This window comes from Kordia aestuariivivens (genome assembly GCF_014397005.1).
In the GTDB taxonomy this organism is placed as follows: domain Bacteria; phylum Bacteroidota; class Bacteroidia; order Flavobacteriales; family Flavobacteriaceae; genus Kordia; species Kordia aestuariivivens.
Window position 1 is genome coordinate 61,675 of the sequence record NZ_JACGWS010000021.1, and the last position, 17,793, is coordinate 79,467.

The 17,793-nt window shown below is 35.3% G+C and carries 15 protein-coding genes and 1 tRNA gene; 3 read left to right on the top strand and 13 right to left on the bottom strand.

Annotated features, from left to right (window positions below):
- Positions 1–485: 485 nt before the first annotated feature.
- A complete protein-coding gene (locus H2O64_RS22855) occupies positions 486–1,751 on the top strand; it encodes a DUF819 family protein (protein ID WP_187564584.1) in 1,266 nt (421 codons plus the stop codon).
- A 39-nt stretch (positions 1,752–1,790) separates the two neighbouring features.
- Positions 1,791–2,501, top strand: a complete 711-nt coding sequence (locus tag H2O64_RS22860; protein WP_187564570.1) for a DUF4369 domain-containing protein — start codon at positions 1,791–1,793, stop codon at positions 2,499–2,501.
- Between the two features lie 96 nt (positions 2,502–2,597).
- Here the strand turns inward: H2O64_RS22860 and H2O64_RS22865 are convergent, their stop codons facing one another.
- Together H2O64_RS22865 and H2O64_RS22870 are read right to left on the bottom strand one after the other, a co-directional pair.
- Entirely contained in the window at positions 2,598–2,924 is a 327-nt protein-coding gene (locus H2O64_RS22865; protein ID WP_187564571.1) for a hypothetical protein, read from the bottom strand.
- 31 nt (positions 2,925–2,955) lie between these two features.
- Positions 2,956–4,350 (bottom strand): hypothetical protein, encoded by a 1,395-nt coding sequence (locus tag H2O64_RS22870; RefSeq protein ID WP_187564572.1) that lies wholly within the window; start codon positions 4,348–4,350, stop codon positions 2,956–2,958.
- A gap of 377 nt (positions 4,351–4,727) precedes the next feature.
- Here H2O64_RS22870 and H2O64_RS22875 point away from each other — a divergent pair, with 377 nt between their 5' ends.
- The gene (locus H2O64_RS22875; protein WP_187564573.1) at positions 4,728–5,753 is read left to right on the top strand and encodes a hypothetical protein; all 1,026 of its coding nucleotides are present in this window, start codon (positions 4,728–4,730) and stop codon (positions 5,751–5,753) included.
- A gap of 88 nt (positions 5,754–5,841) precedes the next feature.
- Here the strand turns inward: H2O64_RS22875 and H2O64_RS22880 are convergent, their stop codons facing one another.
- The 11 genes from H2O64_RS22880 to H2O64_RS22930 form a co-directional block, all read right to left on the bottom strand.
- Positions 5,842–6,195 (bottom strand): hypothetical protein, encoded by a 354-nt coding sequence (locus H2O64_RS22880; RefSeq protein WP_187564574.1) that lies wholly within the window; start codon positions 6,193–6,195, stop codon positions 5,842–5,844.
- A 63-nt stretch (positions 6,196–6,258) separates the two neighbouring features.
- Positions 6,259–7,005: a phosphodiester glycosidase family protein gene (locus tag H2O64_RS22885; protein ID WP_187564575.1), complete on the bottom strand. Its 747-nt coding sequence runs from the start codon at positions 7,003–7,005 to the stop codon at positions 6,259–6,261.
- A gap of 77 nt (positions 7,006–7,082) precedes the next feature.
- The gene (locus H2O64_RS22890) at positions 7,083–8,318 is read right to left on the bottom strand and encodes a DEAD/DEAH box helicase (RefSeq protein WP_187564576.1); all 1,236 of its coding nucleotides are present in this window, start codon (positions 8,316–8,318) and stop codon (positions 7,083–7,085) included.
- Positions 8,319–8,453: 135 nt separating this feature from the next.
- Positions 8,454–8,527, bottom strand: a tRNA-Thr gene (locus H2O64_RS22895).
- 57 nt (positions 8,528–8,584) lie between these two features.
- Positions 8,585–8,851, bottom strand: a complete 267-nt coding sequence (locus H2O64_RS22900; protein WP_187564577.1) for a hypothetical protein — start codon at positions 8,849–8,851, stop codon at positions 8,585–8,587.
- Between the two features lie 286 nt (positions 8,852–9,137).
- Positions 9,138–10,112 carry a type I phosphomannose isomerase catalytic subunit gene (locus H2O64_RS22905; protein WP_187564578.1) on the bottom strand — a complete coding sequence of 325 codons (975 nt, stop codon included), beginning with the start codon at positions 10,110–10,112 and terminating at the stop codon, positions 9,138–9,140.
- A gap of 2 nt (positions 10,113–10,114) precedes the next feature.
- Positions 10,115–10,525, bottom strand: a complete 411-nt coding sequence (locus H2O64_RS22910) for a 6-pyruvoyl trahydropterin synthase family protein (RefSeq protein ID WP_187564579.1) — start codon at positions 10,523–10,525, stop codon at positions 10,115–10,117.
- A gap of 87 nt (positions 10,526–10,612) precedes the next feature.
- The gene (gene idi / locus H2O64_RS22915) at positions 10,613–11,137 is read right to left on the bottom strand and encodes an isopentenyl-diphosphate Delta-isomerase (RefSeq protein ID WP_187564580.1); all 525 of its coding nucleotides are present in this window, start codon (positions 11,135–11,137) and stop codon (positions 10,613–10,615) included.
- A gap of 654 nt (positions 11,138–11,791) precedes the next feature.
- Positions 11,792–13,747 (bottom strand): OmpA family protein, encoded by a 1,956-nt coding sequence (locus H2O64_RS22920; protein WP_187564581.1) that lies wholly within the window; start codon positions 13,745–13,747, stop codon positions 11,792–11,794.
- Between the two features lie 11 nt (positions 13,748–13,758).
- Complete coding sequence (locus H2O64_RS22925; protein WP_187564582.1) at positions 13,759–14,694, bottom strand: PorP/SprF family type IX secretion system membrane protein; 936 nt, start codon at positions 14,692–14,694, stop codon at positions 13,759–13,761.
- 72 nt (positions 14,695–14,766) lie between these two features.
- A partial coding sequence (locus tag H2O64_RS22930) for a T9SS type B sorting domain-containing protein (RefSeq protein WP_187564583.1) occupies positions 14,767–17,793 on the bottom strand: 3,027 nt, incomplete at its 5' end.

Sequence of the window (17,793 nt, forward strand, 5' to 3'; positions counted from 1 at the left end):
ACCATAATTATTTTTGGTATTTTGCAGCCACAAACTATCTGATCATTATGAAAAAAGCCATTGCTTTACTCCTATTCTTTGCTTCCTTTACCCTATTTTCTCAACAATTAACGGTAAAACATCTAGAAGGAAAAGAAACTACTTTCAACACAAAAGTCCTTATTGATTCTATTACATTCACAGGATTTGATCTAAAAATCAAAGCAAATGATTCCTTAGTTACGTTGGAAAACATTCGTAATATCAATAAAAAATTTATTGCTAAAGGCGATTTTAAGTTTAATGTAGACAATTCGGTTGCAAGTATTTCGTATCGTGGAAACGAAGCGATCAGCGTTGAAAAAGCAATAAACCTTTTTGAGCTAACGACCACGCCAAAAAGTGGTTTTTCAGAAATTGTTTATGAAGTATTAGACGCTAATTTCTATCAACAAAACAACAGAATTTCTATTCCTGCGAAACAACAGAAAATAGAAAAAACGATCATACATACGAAACCGTTTTTTAGTAGTGACAAAATTGTATTTGGAATATTAATGCTGATTCTTGGTTTTGTGTTTTACACAGAATCTAGCAAAAACTCAGGTTGGAAAAAATTCTACAAATATGTTCCTGCATTATTAATCTGTTATTTACTGCCTGCAGTTTTGAGTTCGCTTGGTATTATTTCAGATAAATATTCAGAAACCTACATGATTGCTAGTCGCTTTCTATTACCAGCAGCATTAATACTAATGACCTTAAGTATTGACTTAAAAGGTATTTTCAATTTAGGCCCGAAAGCATTAATTATGTTTTTTACGGGAACTGTCGGAATTATTATTGGTGGACCTTTGGCAATTTTATTAATTTCTGTTGTTTCGCCTGAAACTGTTGGCGGTGTTGGACCAGAAGCTGTTTGGCGTGGACTTTCTACCTTAGCAGGAAGCTGGATTGGCGGTGGTGCAAACCAAGCTGCGATGTATGAAATTTACGAATACAGTCCTGATAAATACGGCGCAATGGTATTGGTTGATATTGTTGTCGCAAATCTTTGGATGGCGATTTTATTATTAGGAATTGGAAAAACTGAAAAGATTGACAAATGGTTAAAAGCAGATAGTTCTGCAATTGAACGTTTGAAAGAAACGGTATCTTCTTTTGCAGATAAAATAAAGCGAAATCCTTCGTTAACTGATTTAATGATCATTCTGGCAATTGCCTTTGGAGGTGTTTCTTTGGCACATTATGGTGCAAATAATATAACCGATTTCTTAACGAGTAATTTTGATGCTGTAAAAAATAAAGATGGTTCTTTATCATTTTTAAGTTCGTCTTTCTTTTGGATGATTACGATTGCTACTGCTTTTGGAATTGGACTTTCATACACGAAAGCAAAAAATTATGAAGGTGCTGGTGCAAGTAAAATAGGAAGTATTTTTATTTATGTTTTAGTTGCTTCTATTGGTATGAAAATGGATTTAGGAAAAGTATTAGAAAATCCAGGATTAATTGCTGTCGGATTGGTTTGGATGGCATTTCACGCAGCATTACTAATTTTGGTTGCAAAACTTATTCGCGCACCGTTTTTCTTCTTGGCTGTAGGAAGTCAGGCAAACGTTGGTGGCGCGGCTTCTGCTCCAATTGTTGCTTCTGCTTTTCATCCTTCGTTAACGTCGGTTGGAGTGCTTTTAGCAGTGTTTGGATATGTAGTTGGAACGTACGGCGCAATTTTGTGTACTATTTTAATGAAAATCGCTTCACAAGTTTAATGAAATTGTAGATATTTGCCCTCTTTAAAATTCAATATGATGAAAAAATTGATTGTACTCTTAACTGTGTTAGGATTTATTGCATGTGGAAAAGAAACGAAAGGTAATTTAACCATTACTGGAAACATAGATGGACTGAAAGAAGGAACTATTTTTTTACAGAAAGTTCAAGATACAACCTTAATTACGTTAGATTCATTACTTGTAAATGGTGATGCGCATTTTACGTTTAGCACGACGATTGAAGAACCTGAAGTTTTGTATTTGTATTTGAGTAAGAAGGATTTCAACGAATTGAATGATCGCATTGATTTTTTTGCTGAACCTGGCGAAATGACTATCAATACAACTTTACGTAGATTCGTAAACGATGTGCAAATTACGGGTTCTAAAAATCATACCGAATTGATTGCTTTTAAAGAGTTTATGACCAAGTATAACACCAAAGAATTGATGTTATTACGCGATGGAATGAACGCGCAAAAAGAAGAAGATACAAAGAAAGTAGCGGAGATTAACGACAAGATTGCGAATTATAGCAAAAGTCGCATGCGTTACATTTTAAATTATGCATTTACCAATAACGACAAAGAAATTACACCGTATGTAGTCACTACAGAAACCTACGATGCGAATGTTCGTTTTTTAGATACAATTTATGGTCAATTGACACCAAGAATCATGGAATCTAAATACGGGAAAGAATTAAAGGAATTGATTGAGAAGCGCAAGTTAGAAGAAGCGAAATAGTGCTTCGATACAGCTTTACGTTCAAGATTTATATAAAATAAGAAAGCCCAACTTTATTGAAGTTGGGCTTTTCTATTTATACTATTTTACGTTGATTTATTCACAAATTTCATCAATCCATTTTTGGTCAATTTTACCAAGTTCACTGATGTGAAATACTGCACCAATTGGACACCCTTTTACGCCTGTGGAATCTATTAAATATCGGTAATCGAATCCCATGTCAATTGGTTTACCCAATATTTTCTTTACATACGAAGTGTCGTCATCTATTTTTATGAGCTCCACTACTTTGCTGAGACTTTTGTAATCATTATGCTTCTGGAAGTGTTTTCCATGCTTTTCAATTTCTGTTTCTTGCGAACATCCAACGATGACTAAAAACATCAAAACGACTGCGAAATAACTGTTTATTTTTTGCATAAAATCTGAGTTTGTTTTTTAAATATACAAATTACTTTATCTCAATATCATGTTTATTTAATAATTCTCTAAACGATGCTGACCAATTTCCGATATCCCAATTTTCTTGAGAGGCTAACAATGTTCTTTTAATTTCTTTGTGTATCGATTTATCGTCGAAAGAAAGCAATGCTTTTGTCAAATGAAAAGTTTCAAATGGATACGTTTTCTTCTGTAATCTTACTAAAATTGGCTCTTTAGCTGCAACAATTTTATGTTCAGAAATTATTTCTAGCAGCGAAGCTAATTCTGTAAATTTTACTTTAGAAACATTGTGTACACAAACTTCTGAAAGTCTTTTAGGTTGATATTTTTGTATATTTTTCAGAAGTAATGGCAATATAGAATCGCGTGAACCGTAATTATAATCCAATTCTAAAAAATTATTTTTTTGATCTGATAATAATCCATTGACAAAATATGGCGCTGATTTTTCTGGAGCGTTTTTTAATACTCTTTTTAACTGAATGATATCAATTGTTTTAGTGTCTTCAAATATTTGCAACAAAAGATCTTCATATATTGGCGCATAAAATTTCATCAACGCTTTATACAAAGCAGTTTCACTTTCTTTATTTTTGCTATAGATAGAAGTCAATACCGCTAAAGAACTTTCGTTTTTAAAAGCTGCGATTGCACTATAATATGCTTCAGAATTTATAGTGGTTTTATGTTGCATTAAAAAATCCCAGAATTTTGGATTTGGAAAATAAGACATTGCCTCAAATGCAGCTGTTCCTATTGCCAAGATATCATTTATATCTGCCTCTTTTTTATATGCTGCCAATGCGATCAATGCTTTTTCAGCATTATATTTCAATGCTAATTTTCGAATAATATTATAATTGTCTGGATTTGCTTGATTATTTTCTAATGCTTCCTGAAAGACATAGTTGTCTTTTTTAAAACGAAGTGCGGAATAATATATGTTTTTTATTTGTGTAGCAAAATACGCTTTATCGGCAGCAGTAAGCGATCTGGAGTTTTCGGGATAAAGTACACGTGAATAGAATACTAAAGCTAAATGATCCGTTGAGATAATACAACCGCTAAACGTTTTTACAGTTTCTTCTGTTTCTAAAAACTTATTAAAAATTAAAGTTAAATCATTGTATTGCTTGTCAATCAAAGCCCAACTTGCATATCCTTTAACTGCTGCACTTTCATGTTGAAGTAATAACAAAAGTTCTTTTTCTGTTGCTATCTTTTTTAGCTTTTCAAACTTAATGTATTGATTTGATGGACTTCCACCTAAACCAACACGTTTATCTTCAAGTCGATTCCCTTCTGAAATGGATTCTGCAATTTTCTCAACCTTTGGTCTAATTTCCTGTCCAAAGAGATTAATAGATTGAAAAAGCAAGATCACATACAACAAAATTCTCATACGCCTAAAAATTAAAATTGATTATCAAAGAAGGTTAATCTTTATACATAACGATGAATTTGTAATAAAAGTTTCTGAATATATATTCACTTGAATAATTTACTTAAAATTCCAGCAAAATCTTTACTATTTTTTGTTCTTCATCTGTCAATTGTCCCTGCTTTTACAGCAGAAAAAGTTTCATTCAATGACAATTTTATTGAGATTAAATATACACTTTCTAAATTATAAAAACTTACTCTGTTTTTCAGCAGAGTTAGTTCGCCTTCACAAGCTTCTCTAAATTGAACTTCACCAAACCACGTACTTCTACGCTTCGCTACTTCATAAAAAAAGGTTATTTTTAAAATTCTATAAATTAAAAAAACTAATATACCATGAGTAGTATCCTAGAAAACAGAATTCCACCAGGATGGGTCGGAGGATTTGCAGAATCGAATCCAGCATTTGCATACCCAGATCCAGATTTAACATCATTACCAATGTTGGACAATATGGACAACATTGATTTGTTAGACAGACAACAAGGTGTGAAATGGCCAGAATTTAGTTGGCAAACGATTCAAGGAGATGAAAAATCGAGATGTTTTCAAATGTTTTCACCTTATATTTCCAGACTTGGATACACCAACGAAGGACGCGTATATTCTATTATTTGCCCACAACAAGGCGCATGTTCGCCAACGTTTGGTTGCATGAATGTAGAAGTAACCGTAACCGGACAACGTGGTTGGGCAAATGAAGACACTAAAGAAATTGCCGCAGATATGACTGTTGAAGGTACCATTTGGTTCAGTCCAAGTGCGCAACAAAAAGATTCAGTTAAAAAAGCATGGAGACTTTTTAGCAAGTTTGGGTTAGACTTCCCGCTTTCTAAAGAAAAGGCAATTAAAGTAACTACACATTTACCTCAAAACCCAAATCAACCTATATTTCCACTTCGTGACGGAGAAACAAAGTTATTTAAAAGTCCTGAATTTGCACGACATGAAGCAGAAGCTTGGCATGTAGCAAATCTTTCCGTTCAGATTGGTCCTATTGAAAAAACTGGAAATAAAATCGTGGATGAATTTAACGAAATGGTGATGTTTGCGTTTAATGCAGCTTCAGGAAATATGTTACAAGATGGTAATATATTAACGTGGAATGTATGGTTTACACCTCCAAAATTAGTCAATAGAGTAGAATGGCGCACACATGCATTACGCTGGAGAAAATCGATTGATGCTGATCATGGAAGTCCAACAGGACCTGGAACAGATCCGCGTTATTTTGATGGAACAGAATTTAAACCAGGTGATGCTTTAGGTAAAGATCTAAAAGGCGCAATGACAGAAGCTGTTCACAACTTAGAGGAAACAGAAAAGAACAAATTGGAAGGTTTCTTTAAGAAACACTTTTAAGGCGAATTATAAAATATTTCAACATGAAAAAATCTCAACATTGCTGTTGAGATTTTTTTTATGTCTAATCGGGTTTACTATGTTCGGATTAGTTTGCTCCTTTTTTGAAATCTACTTTTGCTTTTGCTGCTAAGTCGCTATCTAAATACAATTGACTTCCTTGACGCAATGCTATTTTTGTAGTTTTATTAGGTTCTAAAACACGTGTTTGGAATAGCTTTCCTTGATATTCCACGCGAATTGTAAATTTGTTTTTTCCTAAATTTCTAATCACCGCAATACTGTTACCATTTGTGTATGGATTGATAGCAGCATCTTGTCCAGCTCCTTTTCCAGTAATAGACATACTTTGTGAAGGCTCTAATTCAAAGATTGATTCATCTTTTTGTGCATACGATTGCAACGCGAATAACATGACAGCTAGTAGAATATATTTTTTCATTTGAGATTTAATTTTTATGTACATATTTTTCTGACTGAAAGATACGAGATTTTTTTGAAGAATTTAGTGTGCCGATTTTACAACTCCGATGATTACACCAAAATTTCCGTCGAGTTGTTGATAGTTTTTGGAAGGCAGATAAGTTTTAGACACAAAACCATCTAAATACAACGCATTTTTGCAACCATTTTCTTTGAAGAATGTGGCAAAGTCATAGAAATTGATTTTTTCTTTGCTCATCGCGAATAGCAAGTTTCCGTTTGGCAATACGCCTACTCCATTCCGAATGTGTAGATTTTCAGAACCTTTGGTGAGTTTTTCATGAAGTTTTCCATCAATCACTAACATGGGACCAGATTGTGTAGCGTATTTGATGTTTTCAGCGTTTTTAAAAGCTGTTGTGACACATATTACTGGATTGTTTTCTTGTGTGATGTAAAACACGCCATTTGGCTGTAAATAGAAGTTTCCGAATCCTGCTGCTTTGGTTTCTAATGGCGATTTGAGCTTTCCATTTTCAATATACAAACCTTGCGGCGATTGATCTTTTTGATACATGCCACCATTCATTGCAAAAACAAGTTCTTGTTGTTTGGCTTGCAATTGTGTTTTTAGGTTTTGAAAGTTGCTGTAAACTTCACCTTCGTCATTTTTCCAATAGAACTGAAGTTTTTCTGTTTTTGGGTTTACTTCGTATGCTAAAATCCGAGTAGTATCACGTTGCTTTTTGGGTGCTGGTTTTGCACAGAAGCTCATCATTGTAACGAGTAATATTAGGCTGCAGCCGAAAAGTGTTTTTTTTAATGTCATTTACGTTTTTTCAAGAACTTTTAGAAAGGTATGAAAAGTCTTGAATCTTGAATCTTTTTTCTTGAATCTTTTTTAAATTAGTACCAACGTTTTTTCTTCTTTTTGGAAGCTTCTGATTTTCTTCCTTTTTTGTGTTTGCTCCCTGGCTTTTTGTGAACTGCTGGTGCTGCTTTTGGGTCTAACGGATATGGATGCTCTTCTTCAACGGAAATTTTGGTATTGATCAATTGTTGAATGTCTTTGATGTATCCTTTTTCATCAGCCGAACAGAATGATAATGCAATTCCTGAAGCGCCAGCCCTTGCGGTTCTTCCTATTCTATGCACATACGTTTCAGAGATGTTTGGAATGTCAAAATTGATGATTGTATCTACATTTTTGATATCAATTCCACGTGCCGCTACATCTGTTGCTATTAAGATTTGTGCAGTTCCTTTTTTGAACTCATTTAATGCTTCTTGCCGTAAACTTTGTGAAATACCACCGTGAATGCTTACTGCTTTGTAATTGTTTCTTGAAAGTGTTTCTTGGAGCTTATCAACGCCATATTTTGTACGCCTGAAAATAATGGTACTTCCTTTGACATTGTTTCGAAGTACATGCAAGCACAATTCAATTTTTTTAGGTTTCGGCACATAATACAATGTTTGGCTTACGCCTTTTGCTGCGGATGATGTTGGCGAAACTTCTACAAATTCAGGATCTCTAAGAATTGAACTTGCCAATTGTTCTACTTTGAATGGCATCGTAGCAGAGAATAACAGAATTTGTTTTCCGTCAGGACATAAGCGTTCAATTTTTTTGACATCATCAATGAATCCCATATCTAACATTAAATCAGCTTCGTCTAATACTAAAGTTTCTATGTAATCTAAGTTGATTCTATCTTGTTTGTGCAAGTCTAACAATCTTCCAGGTGTTGCAACTAAAATGTCTACACCTTTTTTGAGCATTTCTTTTTGTGGTTCAATGGAAGCGCCACCAAAGATTAAACCTGTACGCAAGTTGGTGTATTTGCTATACGTTTCAAAGTTTTCTTGAATTTGAATGGCTAATTCACGCGTTGGACAGATCACTAATGCTTTTATTTTCTTGCCTTTTTTAGGCGCATCTTGCTTGTCGTATAGTAATTGTAAGATCGGCAATGCGAACGCCGCTGTTTTCCCAGTTCCAGTTTGCGCAGAGACAATGATGTCTTTTTTTGCCAATATCGCAGGAATTGCACGTTCTTGAACTAGTGTAGGTTCTTCGTATTTTTTATCAAATAGCGCTCTGATAATTGGCTTATTGAGTTTTAGTTCTTTGAATTGCATGCGATGATTGTTGTTAGTTGTTAGTTGCTTGTTACTGGTTGTTAGCTAGTTCCATATCACATCTAAATATACGTTGATTTTCTCGGCAAAAAAAAACAGTGATTATATAGTATAATCACTGTTTTACAAACTTTGAGCCGATGGAGGGACTCGAACCCACGACCTGCTGATTACAAATCAGCTGCTCTAGCCAGCTGAGCTACATCGGCAAAGCGGTTGCAAATATAAAAACCTTTTTATATCCTGCAAACCTTTTTTTATCTTTTTTAAAGACTGTTTATTTTTGCTACTAATTCTGTTGCTTTTGCCTCTAATGTTTCTCTGATTCCTTTGAAGTGTGCTTTAGCATTTTCAACTTTTCTTTTGTTTACTTCTGCAATCAATCCATCAAAAGTTTTTATTGACTCATCAATGATTTCTTCACTTTTAGTAACATCTGCTCCTGGATTAGCGATTTGCCATATTAAAGCTGCATCAATAATATCTCCCAAAACGTAGTTTAAGTCTTTTTTTAAGTCTCTTTTATTCGACATAATTTATAATTTTTTGCAAATTTAAACTAAATTGATTTATAATTTGTCATAAATACTACAAATGTTATTTTGTTTTTATGAATGGTTGAAAGATTGAAAAGTTAATCACTTTTTATTTCGTTACTTATAGTAGAATTTCAGCGAAATTTTGTCTCAAAGTGTTCTCGATAGCTACGCTAGGTATTTTCAATCAAAATATATTTTGATCTCAATAATGCTCAAAACTGATAGTTTTCAGTTTTGCTCAAAATTAAAATTCTTGATTCTTGATTCTATTCTCTTGATTCTATTTGATATAAACCTCCAAGAGTTCGGAAGCTTCGTCTGCGCTAATTTTTATGTTTTTGATAGTAGCTGGCAAGAGTATTGTTTCTCCAAAAGAGAGCGTTTCTTTATAGCCTTGTGTTTTAAACGCAACGTTTCCTTTTACACATAAGTAAATCACAAATGAGTCTTTTTCATCATGATTTAGCGTAAGTTCTCCCGTAAACGGAATGAGATTCGTGGTAAAGTATGGACAATCAACAAGCGTTGAAGTTGTATTTTCTACAGCAAGATAATCTGTTTTATAGTTTTTGTTGAAAGTGTAATCTATCGCGTCAAGCGCTAAATCGGTATGTAATTCGCGTGAGTTTCCTGCTGCATCTACTCTATTCCAATCGAAAATACGATAGGTAATGTCTGAAGTTTGTTGAATTTCCGCTAAGACAATTCCGCCACCAATGGCATGAACTCTTCCAGTTGGCAAGAAATATACATCTCCTTTTTTTACTTTTTGGAAGTTGAGAATTTCCGTAAGTGTATTATTTTTTAAGTGTACTTGATAGTCTTCTTTGCTAACTTTTTGATTGAATCCAACCATGAGTTTTGCGCCTTCATCCGCTTGCATCACATACCACATTTCTGTTTTTCCGAAGGAATTGTGACGTTCTTTTGCTAATGTATCATTTGGATGCACTTGAATGGATAAATCGCGCTTAGCGTCAATGTATTTGATTAGTAAGGGAAATTTTGTTCCGAAAGCGTCATATACTTTTTTCCCTAGTAATTCTGATTGAAAGATTTCGCTGAGTTCTTGAAGCGTCTTGCCTTTTAATGCGCCTTCAGCAACTACAGAAGGTTCGCCTTTTACATCCGAGATTTCCCAACTTTCCCCAATAGTTTCTCCTGATACGTCTTTGTGAAGCAATGTTTGTAATTTATTGCCGCCCCAAATGCGTTCTTTGAATATTGGATTGAATTTTAACGGATATAGGTTCATAGTTATTCTCCTGCGTATTTTACAAAGTTTCTTGGTGTTTCATATAATACAACTTCTAAATCTAATGATGTAGAAATGTGCTTTCTGAGTTTGTTCCAAGTAACTACTACAATGTTTTCTGCCGTAGGATTTAAGTTTTTGAATTCTGGTACTTCTATGTTTAGGTTTTTGTGATCAAACGCGTCTTCTATTTCCGAACGAATTAAGTCTTTTAGTATTTTTACGTCCATAACAAATCCTGTTTCTGGATCTATTTCTCCTGCTACACTGACAATGAGTTCGTAGTTGTGTCCGTGATAGTTGGGATTGCTACATTTCCCAAAGACTTCTTTGTTTTTAGCATCGTCCCAATCTGGTCGATATAACCTGTGTGCGGCATTGAAATGTGCTTTTCTGCTTACGGTAACTTTCATGTGTTTATATTAATTTGTTTTTTATTGGTCACATGCTGTTCGCTATTAATCATTCTCTTTGATGATAAACTTTTTAACATGCTCGTTTCATGAATCGACTTTTATGTGTTGGTAAAATTTGTCAAATATTATTTTGAACCAAGCTGTATATTCGTTTGGATGTTTGGCAATATCATCTTTTACTGCCTGTACGTCCATCCATTTCCAAGAAGCTACTTCATCTGGGTTGATGGTAGGTTCATCATTGTACGTTCCTGTCATGACATGATCGAATTCATGTTCTGTAAGACCGTTATCAAATGGTGCTTTGTATATGAACGATACTGCTTCCGCAAGTTCCGTAACAAAACCCATTTCTTCTTGTAATCTTCGTTTACCTGCGCTTATGTTGCTTTCACCATCGCGTTGATGACTGCAACAGGTATTGGTCCATAAACCTGGAGAATGATATTTGTGTAAGGCACGTTGTTGCAACATGAGCTCGCCTTTGTCATTGAGAATGAATACTGAGAATGCCCTGTGTAAGAGTGCTTTTTCATGCGCTTCGATTTTTTCCATTAAACCGATTTGCTCGTCATTTTCGTTTACTAAGATTACGTTTTCTTTTGTCATATTTTTTATAGAGATGCAAATTTACAAAATAGCTTTCGGTGAAGTTTAGTGTTGCTTCCTATTTTTTAGTTAAAATTAACATATGTTTTAGAATATAGTGATCCTTGGTTATTTTTTTTTGGTTGAAAATTGGATGTTGGGTTTTAGGTAGAAGATTATTATTAGGAGAAGAAACATGAAAATTTATAAAAATATTATAATAATCTACTTCTAAATCAAAATTATAAATACTTTTTACATGATTTTATGAAAAACAAAAAAGCATCTCAAAAGTGAGGATGCATTCTGTATTTTATAACCTTCAAACTTAGAAATAACGTTAGTAAATTGTTTTCTTATCTTTTAAAGAAATACTACATTTTGCATGATTTAAAAAATGTTGTTTTGATCTAGTTTTATAGTAATTAATTTTTAAAACTTTTTATTTATAAAAAAACAACATTTAAATTCATTACAATTAAACAAAAGAGCTATTTCAAATTTTAAGTCTAATGAAATAACAGGAGGTGATAAAATAACTTTAACTATAGTTAAATCGTGTATTGGTATTTGCTATAGTGATCTTTGTGATACAGCAGATTGAGTTTGAAAAAAATCCTCCTTTGGAGCTGAATTGAAAATTAAAACCTCCGATTTTAGCGGAGGTTTTTTATTTTATCTTTCTGTCACAATGAATTCACTTCGTCTGTTGAGTTGATGTTCTTCTTCAGAACATTTTATACCATTGCTACATTTATTTACTAAGCGTTCTTCTCCGTAACCAGCTCCAATGAGTCTATTTACGTCAATTCCTCTTGAAACGATGTAAGCGCGTGTAGATTCGTTTCTACGTTGTGATAATTTTTTGTTGTATGCATCACGTCCACGACTGTCTGTATGCGAACGTACGTCTATTTTTAGTGTTGGATATTTTTTCATGACTGCCACTACTTTTTCCAATTCTACCGCTGCATCTGGACGAATGTTAGATTTGTCAAAATCGAAGTAGATGATTGGAATGTTTAACGTTACTGCTAAATCGTCTCCAACTTTAAATGGTACTTCTTCTTTTTCTAATAGTAAGATTGCTTCTCTCAGTCCGGCTTCTTCTTGCTTTGGCATTAATTGCTCCGCTGAGTTGTAGTCTTTTTTGGAAGCTCTTACAAAGTATACTTCGTTACATTCCAGAATTTTTGAGAAACGGAAGTTTCCTTGTTCGTCGCTGTATGTGTTTTCTAATTGGTTGTTGTCTTTATCAAATAGTACTACTTGTGCACCGCCGATAATTGCGTTTGTTTTATCATCTTTTACAACACCTGCAATTTCTTGCTCGCAGGTCCATTGGATTGGTTTCATTTCAAGGAATGAATAAATATCATCATCACCTTGTCCACCATCACGATTAGACGCAAAGTATCCTTTTTTTGTTTTTGTGTTGATGATGAATGAAAAATCATCCACAGAACTGTTTACGGGTTCACCTACGTTGTAAATTGTTTGTTCTTCATCATCGAGTTGCATTACAAAAATATCTAATCCACCCAAACCAACATGTCCATCAGATGAAAAGTAGAGTTCGTTTTGTTGACTTATAAACGGAAAGTTTTCTCTTCCTTCAGTGTTAATTCCTTTTCCTAAGTTTTTTGGCTCACCAAAAGTTCCATCATCATTAATATCAACTACAAATAAGTCAGATTGTCCAAATGTTCCTGGCATATCAGAAGCGAAGTAGAGTTTTTTCTCGTCTACGCTTAACGCTGGATGTGCCACAGAGTATTGATTACTGTTGAATGGTAATTCTTCAATGTTTGTCCAACCATCACCTTCACGTGTAGCTCTGAATACTTTTAGCTTGTTGATTCCTTTTTGATCTTTTTTGTATTTCCCTTTGTAATAGTTATTACGTGTGAAATACATCGTGTTTCCATCTTTTGTGAAAACCGTTGTTGACTCGTGATATTTTGTGTTTAGTTTTCCTGAAAATTTATCCACATTCGCCAGGCTTCCATTATCGGCTACTTCTGCTCCGTATAAGTCTAAGAATGGACGCGCATTCCACTTGTGCTTGTGACGCGTTGCAATACCTGTATCTCGTGCTGATGAGAATACTAAGTTGTTATCTAGATAGAATGAAGGTGCAAAATCAGAGTATGGAGAGTTCACTCCTAAGTTTTCAATACGAAAACGACCTGATTGTTCTGCAATTTGATCTAAATAGTTACGTGTTTTTATAAACTTTGTTCCGCGAATATCGCTTCCGGTAAGTTTATTGAATTCTTGCATTTTTTTATCAGATTCATCGTAACGCTTTTCGGCTTTTAGTGTTTGCGCATAGCGAAAGTAGTATTCTGGTGCAATTGCTTCTTCTAGTCCTTCTAGTTTGAAAAGTTCACCATACCATTTTGAAGCCTTGATTAAGTCTGCATTGAAGTAATACGAATTTCCTAGTTTTTCAAAGAGTTCTTTTGATTTGTGTCCTTCTTCTGCAACTTCCTCATAGATTTCTATTGCATTGATGAAGGCGTAGCTATCATATTTTTTAGCTGCTTTGTCAAGTTTTTTATCTTGCGCATACCCAATCAGTACGAACAAACTTACTACAGTATATATGAGATATTTTTTTCGTGTCATCATAATTGGTTTTAGAAGAATCTTGGTGAGATAATTTTGTCGCGGTTATTGAATAGTTCGAAACGTAAGAATACTTCATACGAACCGTCATTGAATTGTGTGTTTCCAAGTTCGGTTGTTTCACGATCGTATGCAAATCCTATCATGAAGCTATCTGATAGTTGCAGTCCTACTAATCCACTGAAAGCAGCACTCCAACGATAGGCAGCTCCTAACGTAATTTTGTCATTTATTAGAAAGTTTGCTGATAAATCTGCTTGTAATGGTGCTCCAGAAACGGCTTTTAATAATACTGCTGGTTTGAATTTTACACTATTACTTAGATCAAATACGTATCCACCAATTAAGTACAGGTTGATTCGTTCTTTTGCTACTGATAGTGATGATTCATCAAAGTGTTTTGTTTCTAGTAAGTTTGGCGCAGATAAACCAACGTACCACTTTTCAGAGTTACGATAGTAAATCCCAGCTCCAATATTAGGCGAGAATTTATCATCAATATTGCTTTGTAATAAAGCATCATTTGGACTGTATTCATTTAAACAATCAAAACATACATCTAGTAAGTGTCCTCCTGCTTTAATTCCAAATGAGAGTTTTCCATTTTCTGATGTGTTGATTGTATATGAGAAATCTATATCAAAATATGTTTCGTCCGTTGGTCCTAATTGATCGTTGATAATGGAGAATCCTAATCCTACTTTACCTTTTTTCCCTATTGGAGTCTGTAAGTTTAGGGTTTGCGTACGTGGTGCGCCTTCTAAACCTACCCATTGTGAACGATGTAATCCCGCGATACTAAATACACCTCTAGATCCTGCATATGCCGGATTGATAGTCATGGTATTGTACATGTATTGCGTATACTGAGCGTCCTGTTGACCATAACTTTCAACTGAAAATATGGTGCTCAATAAGACTATGATGATGATGATTTTATTTCTCATTACAGTATGGTATGTTTTTGTTTATTAGTTATAGCGTACATACTACCGAAATAGTATATACGCCTGTATTATTTATCGTTGTATGTATAGGTAACCAGCTTTGCTTTTGCTTACACCGCTAACTACATAATCAACAACGTAGTAATATGTTCCTACTGGCAACAGTTTGTTTTGTTGTATGGTTACTCGACCATTAGATATACCTCGGAAGTATTTCCCGTTTTGTCCATATCCTTGTGTCTCGTAGACTAATATTCCCCATCTATTATAGATTCTAACTTGGTTGTCTGGGAACATTTCGATGTTTCTAATTGTAAATACATCATTGTCTCCATCACCGTTTGGCGTTACTGCGTTGAAGATTTCTAAATCATCTTCTACAGTGTTAGAATTGTTAATATCTAAGAAGTTAGGAAGTCCATCTCCATCTTCGTCATCTGTACCGTCTGGTCCGTTTGGTATTCCGTCACCATCACAATCTCCGTCTATCCAATCTTGACTAGGATTTAATGTGATATCAACAACATTTAGATCACATGGATCGTTTGGATCAGTTGGATCATCTCCGTTTGGCGGATTCAATTCGTCTCCATTAGAAACTCCATCTCCATCACAATCAGCTGCTAAGTAATCAGAACTTTGAGCTACTGTAACATCATCATTGTTTAGATCACATGGATCATTTGGATCTGTTGGATCATCTCCGTTTGGTGGATTCAACTCATCTCCGTTTGTTACTCCATCTCCATCACAATCAGTTATTAAGTAATCACCTGATGGATTTACAGTTATATCACCCGCGTTAGAATCACATGGATCAGTTGGATCGGTTGGATCATCTCCGTTTGGTGGTGTTAATTCATCACCGTTGGTTACTCCGTCTCCATCACAATCTGCGAATAAATAATCGCCTGTTTGAGCTAAACTAATATCATCTACATTGAAATCACATGGATCGTTTGGATCTGTTGGTGTTCCTCCGTTTGGTGGTGTTAATTCATCACCGTTAGTAACTCCATCTCCATCACAATCTGCTGCTAAGTAATCGCCAGTTTGTGCGATACTGATATCAGCAACATTGAAATCACATGGATCGTTAGGGTCGGTTGGTGTTCCTCCGTTTGGCGGCGTTAATTCGTCTCCATTGGTAACTCCATCTCCGTCACAATCTGCTGCTAAGTAAGCTCCAGATGGCGTTGTACTGATGTCAACCATATTAGAATCACATGGATCGTTAGGATCTGTTGGTGTTCCTCCATTTGGTGGCGTTAATTCGTCTCCATTGGTAACTCCGTCCCCGTCACAATCTGCTGCTAAGTAATCGCCAGTTTGTGCGATACTGATATCAGCAACATTGAAATCACATGGATCGTTAGGATCAGTTGGTGTTCCTCCGTTTGGTGGCGTTAATTCGTCTCCATTGGTAACTCCGTCTCCATCGCAATCTGCTGCTAAGTAATCACCTGTTTGAGCAATACTAATGTCTGCAATATTGAAATCACATGGATCGTTCGGGTCGGTTGGTGTTCCTCCGTTTGGTGGCGTTAATTCGTCTCCATTGGTAACTCCGTCTCCATCACAATCTGCTGCTAAGTAATCACCTGTTTGAGCAATACTAATGTCTGCTATATTGAAATCACATGGATCGTTAGGATCAGTTGGTGTTCCTCCGTTTGGTGGCGTTAATTCGTCTCCATTGGTAACTCCGTCTCCATCACAATCTGCTGCTAAGTAAGCTCCAGTCTGTGCGATACTGATATCTGCAATATTGAAATCACATGGATCATTTGGATCTGTTGGTGTTCCTCCATTTGGTGGCGTTAATTCGTCTCCATTGGTAACTCCGTCTCCATCACAATCTGCTGCTAAGTAAGCTCCTGTCTGTGCGATACTGATATCTGCAATATTGAAATCACATGGATCGTTAGGGTCGGTTGGTGTTCCTCCATTTGGTGGCGTTAATTCGTCTCCATTGGTAACTCCGTCTCCATCACAATCTGCTGATGGATCAGATGTACAAATATCATTATCAATAATTGTTACTGTTCCGCTAGGGTTTGTATTACTTGTATTACCACTTACAACTGTTCCGTTCACATTAAATGTTTCATCACTTTCGTCTAAAACATCATCTGTAATTGGTATTGTTATGTTAACACTTGTTTGTCCTGCTGGGATCGTTGCTGTAACTGTCGTAGTTGTATAATCACCAGTTCCGGCTGTTCCATCTGTCGTTGTAATAGATACTACTGTATCAACACTACTTGGTGTATCAATACTTACTGGAACTACTGCACTACCATCTGTCTCATCAACTGTTACATCTCCGATTGTTACCATTGGTAAACCATCGTTGTCTGTAATAGTTACTGTTCCACTTGGATCTGTGTTACTTGTGTTGCCACTTGTAACTGTTCCATCTACTGTGAAGTCCTCATTTGGTTCGTCCAGGATATCATCCGTAATTGGAATGTCAACATTCACAGTTGTCTGTCCTGCTGGAATCGTCGCCGTTACAGTGGTACTTGTGTAATCATCTGTTCCTGCTGTTCCAGTTGTTGTAGTGATACTTACTACAGTATCTTCATCACTTGGATTGCTGATACTTACTGGTACACTTACTGTTCCTGCTCCTTCATCAACTGTTACATCACCAATTACGATTGATGGTGTATCATTGTCGTTGATCGTTACCGTTCCGCTTGGATTTGTGTTACTTGTGTTACCACTTGTAACCGTTCCATCTACTGTGAAGGTTTCTGTATCTTCTCCTATAATATCATCTATAATTGGTACAGTAACATTTACTGTGGTCTGTCCTGCTGGGATCGTTGCTGTAACTGTCGTAGTTGTATAATCATCTGGATTTGTAGCATCAACATTAGTCGTTGTAATACTTACAACTGTATCAACACTACTTGGTGTATCAATACTTACTGGTATCGTTGCTGTTCCATCTGTCTCATCAACTGTTACATCGCCGATTGTTACCATTGGTAAACCATCGTTGTCTGTAATAGTTACTGTTCCACTTGGATCTGTGTTACTTGTGTTGCCACTTGTAACTGTTCCATCTACTGTGAAGTCCTCATTTGGTTC

Coding starts and splice junctions, on each gene's coding strand:
- H2O64_RS22860 (WP_187564570.1), top strand. CDS start 1,791: ATGAAAAAATTGATTGTACTCTTAACTGTGTTAGGATTTATTGCATGT.
- H2O64_RS22865 (WP_187564571.1), bottom strand. CDS start 2,924: ATGCAAAAAATAAACAGTTATTTCGCAGTCGTTTTGATGTTTTTAGTC.
- H2O64_RS22870 (WP_187564572.1), bottom strand. CDS start 4,350: ATGAGAATTTTGTTGTATGTGATCTTGCTTTTTCAATCTATTAATCTC.
- H2O64_RS22875 (WP_187564573.1), top strand. CDS start 4,728: ATGAGTAGTATCCTAGAAAACAGAATTCCACCAGGATGGGTCGGAGGA.
- H2O64_RS22880 (WP_187564574.1), bottom strand. CDS start 6,195: ATGAAAAAATATATTCTACTAGCTGTCATGTTATTCGCGTTGCAATCG.
- H2O64_RS22885 (WP_187564575.1), bottom strand. CDS start 7,005: ATGACATTAAAAAAAACACTTTTCGGCTGCAGCCTAATATTACTCGTT.
- H2O64_RS22890 (WP_187564576.1), bottom strand. CDS start 8,318: ATGCAATTCAAAGAACTAAAACTCAATAAGCCAATTATCAGAGCGCTA.
- H2O64_RS22900 (WP_187564577.1), bottom strand. CDS start 8,851: ATGTCGAATAAAAGAGACTTAAAAAAAGACTTAAACTACGTTTTGGGA.
- H2O64_RS22905 (WP_187564578.1), bottom strand. CDS start 10,112: ATGAACCTATATCCGTTAAAATTCAATCCAATATTCAAAGAACGCATT.
- H2O64_RS22910 (WP_187564579.1), bottom strand. CDS start 10,525: ATGAAAGTTACCGTAAGCAGAAAAGCACATTTCAATGCCGCACACAGG.
- idi (WP_187564580.1), bottom strand. CDS start 11,137: ATGACAAAAGAAAACGTAATCTTAGTAAACGAAAATGACGAGCAAATC.
- H2O64_RS22920 (WP_187564581.1), bottom strand. CDS start 13,747: ATGACACGAAAAAAATATCTCATATATACTGTAGTAAGTTTGTTCGTA.
- H2O64_RS22925 (WP_187564582.1), bottom strand. CDS start 14,694: ATGAGAAATAAAATCATCATCATCATAGTCTTATTGAGCACCATATTT.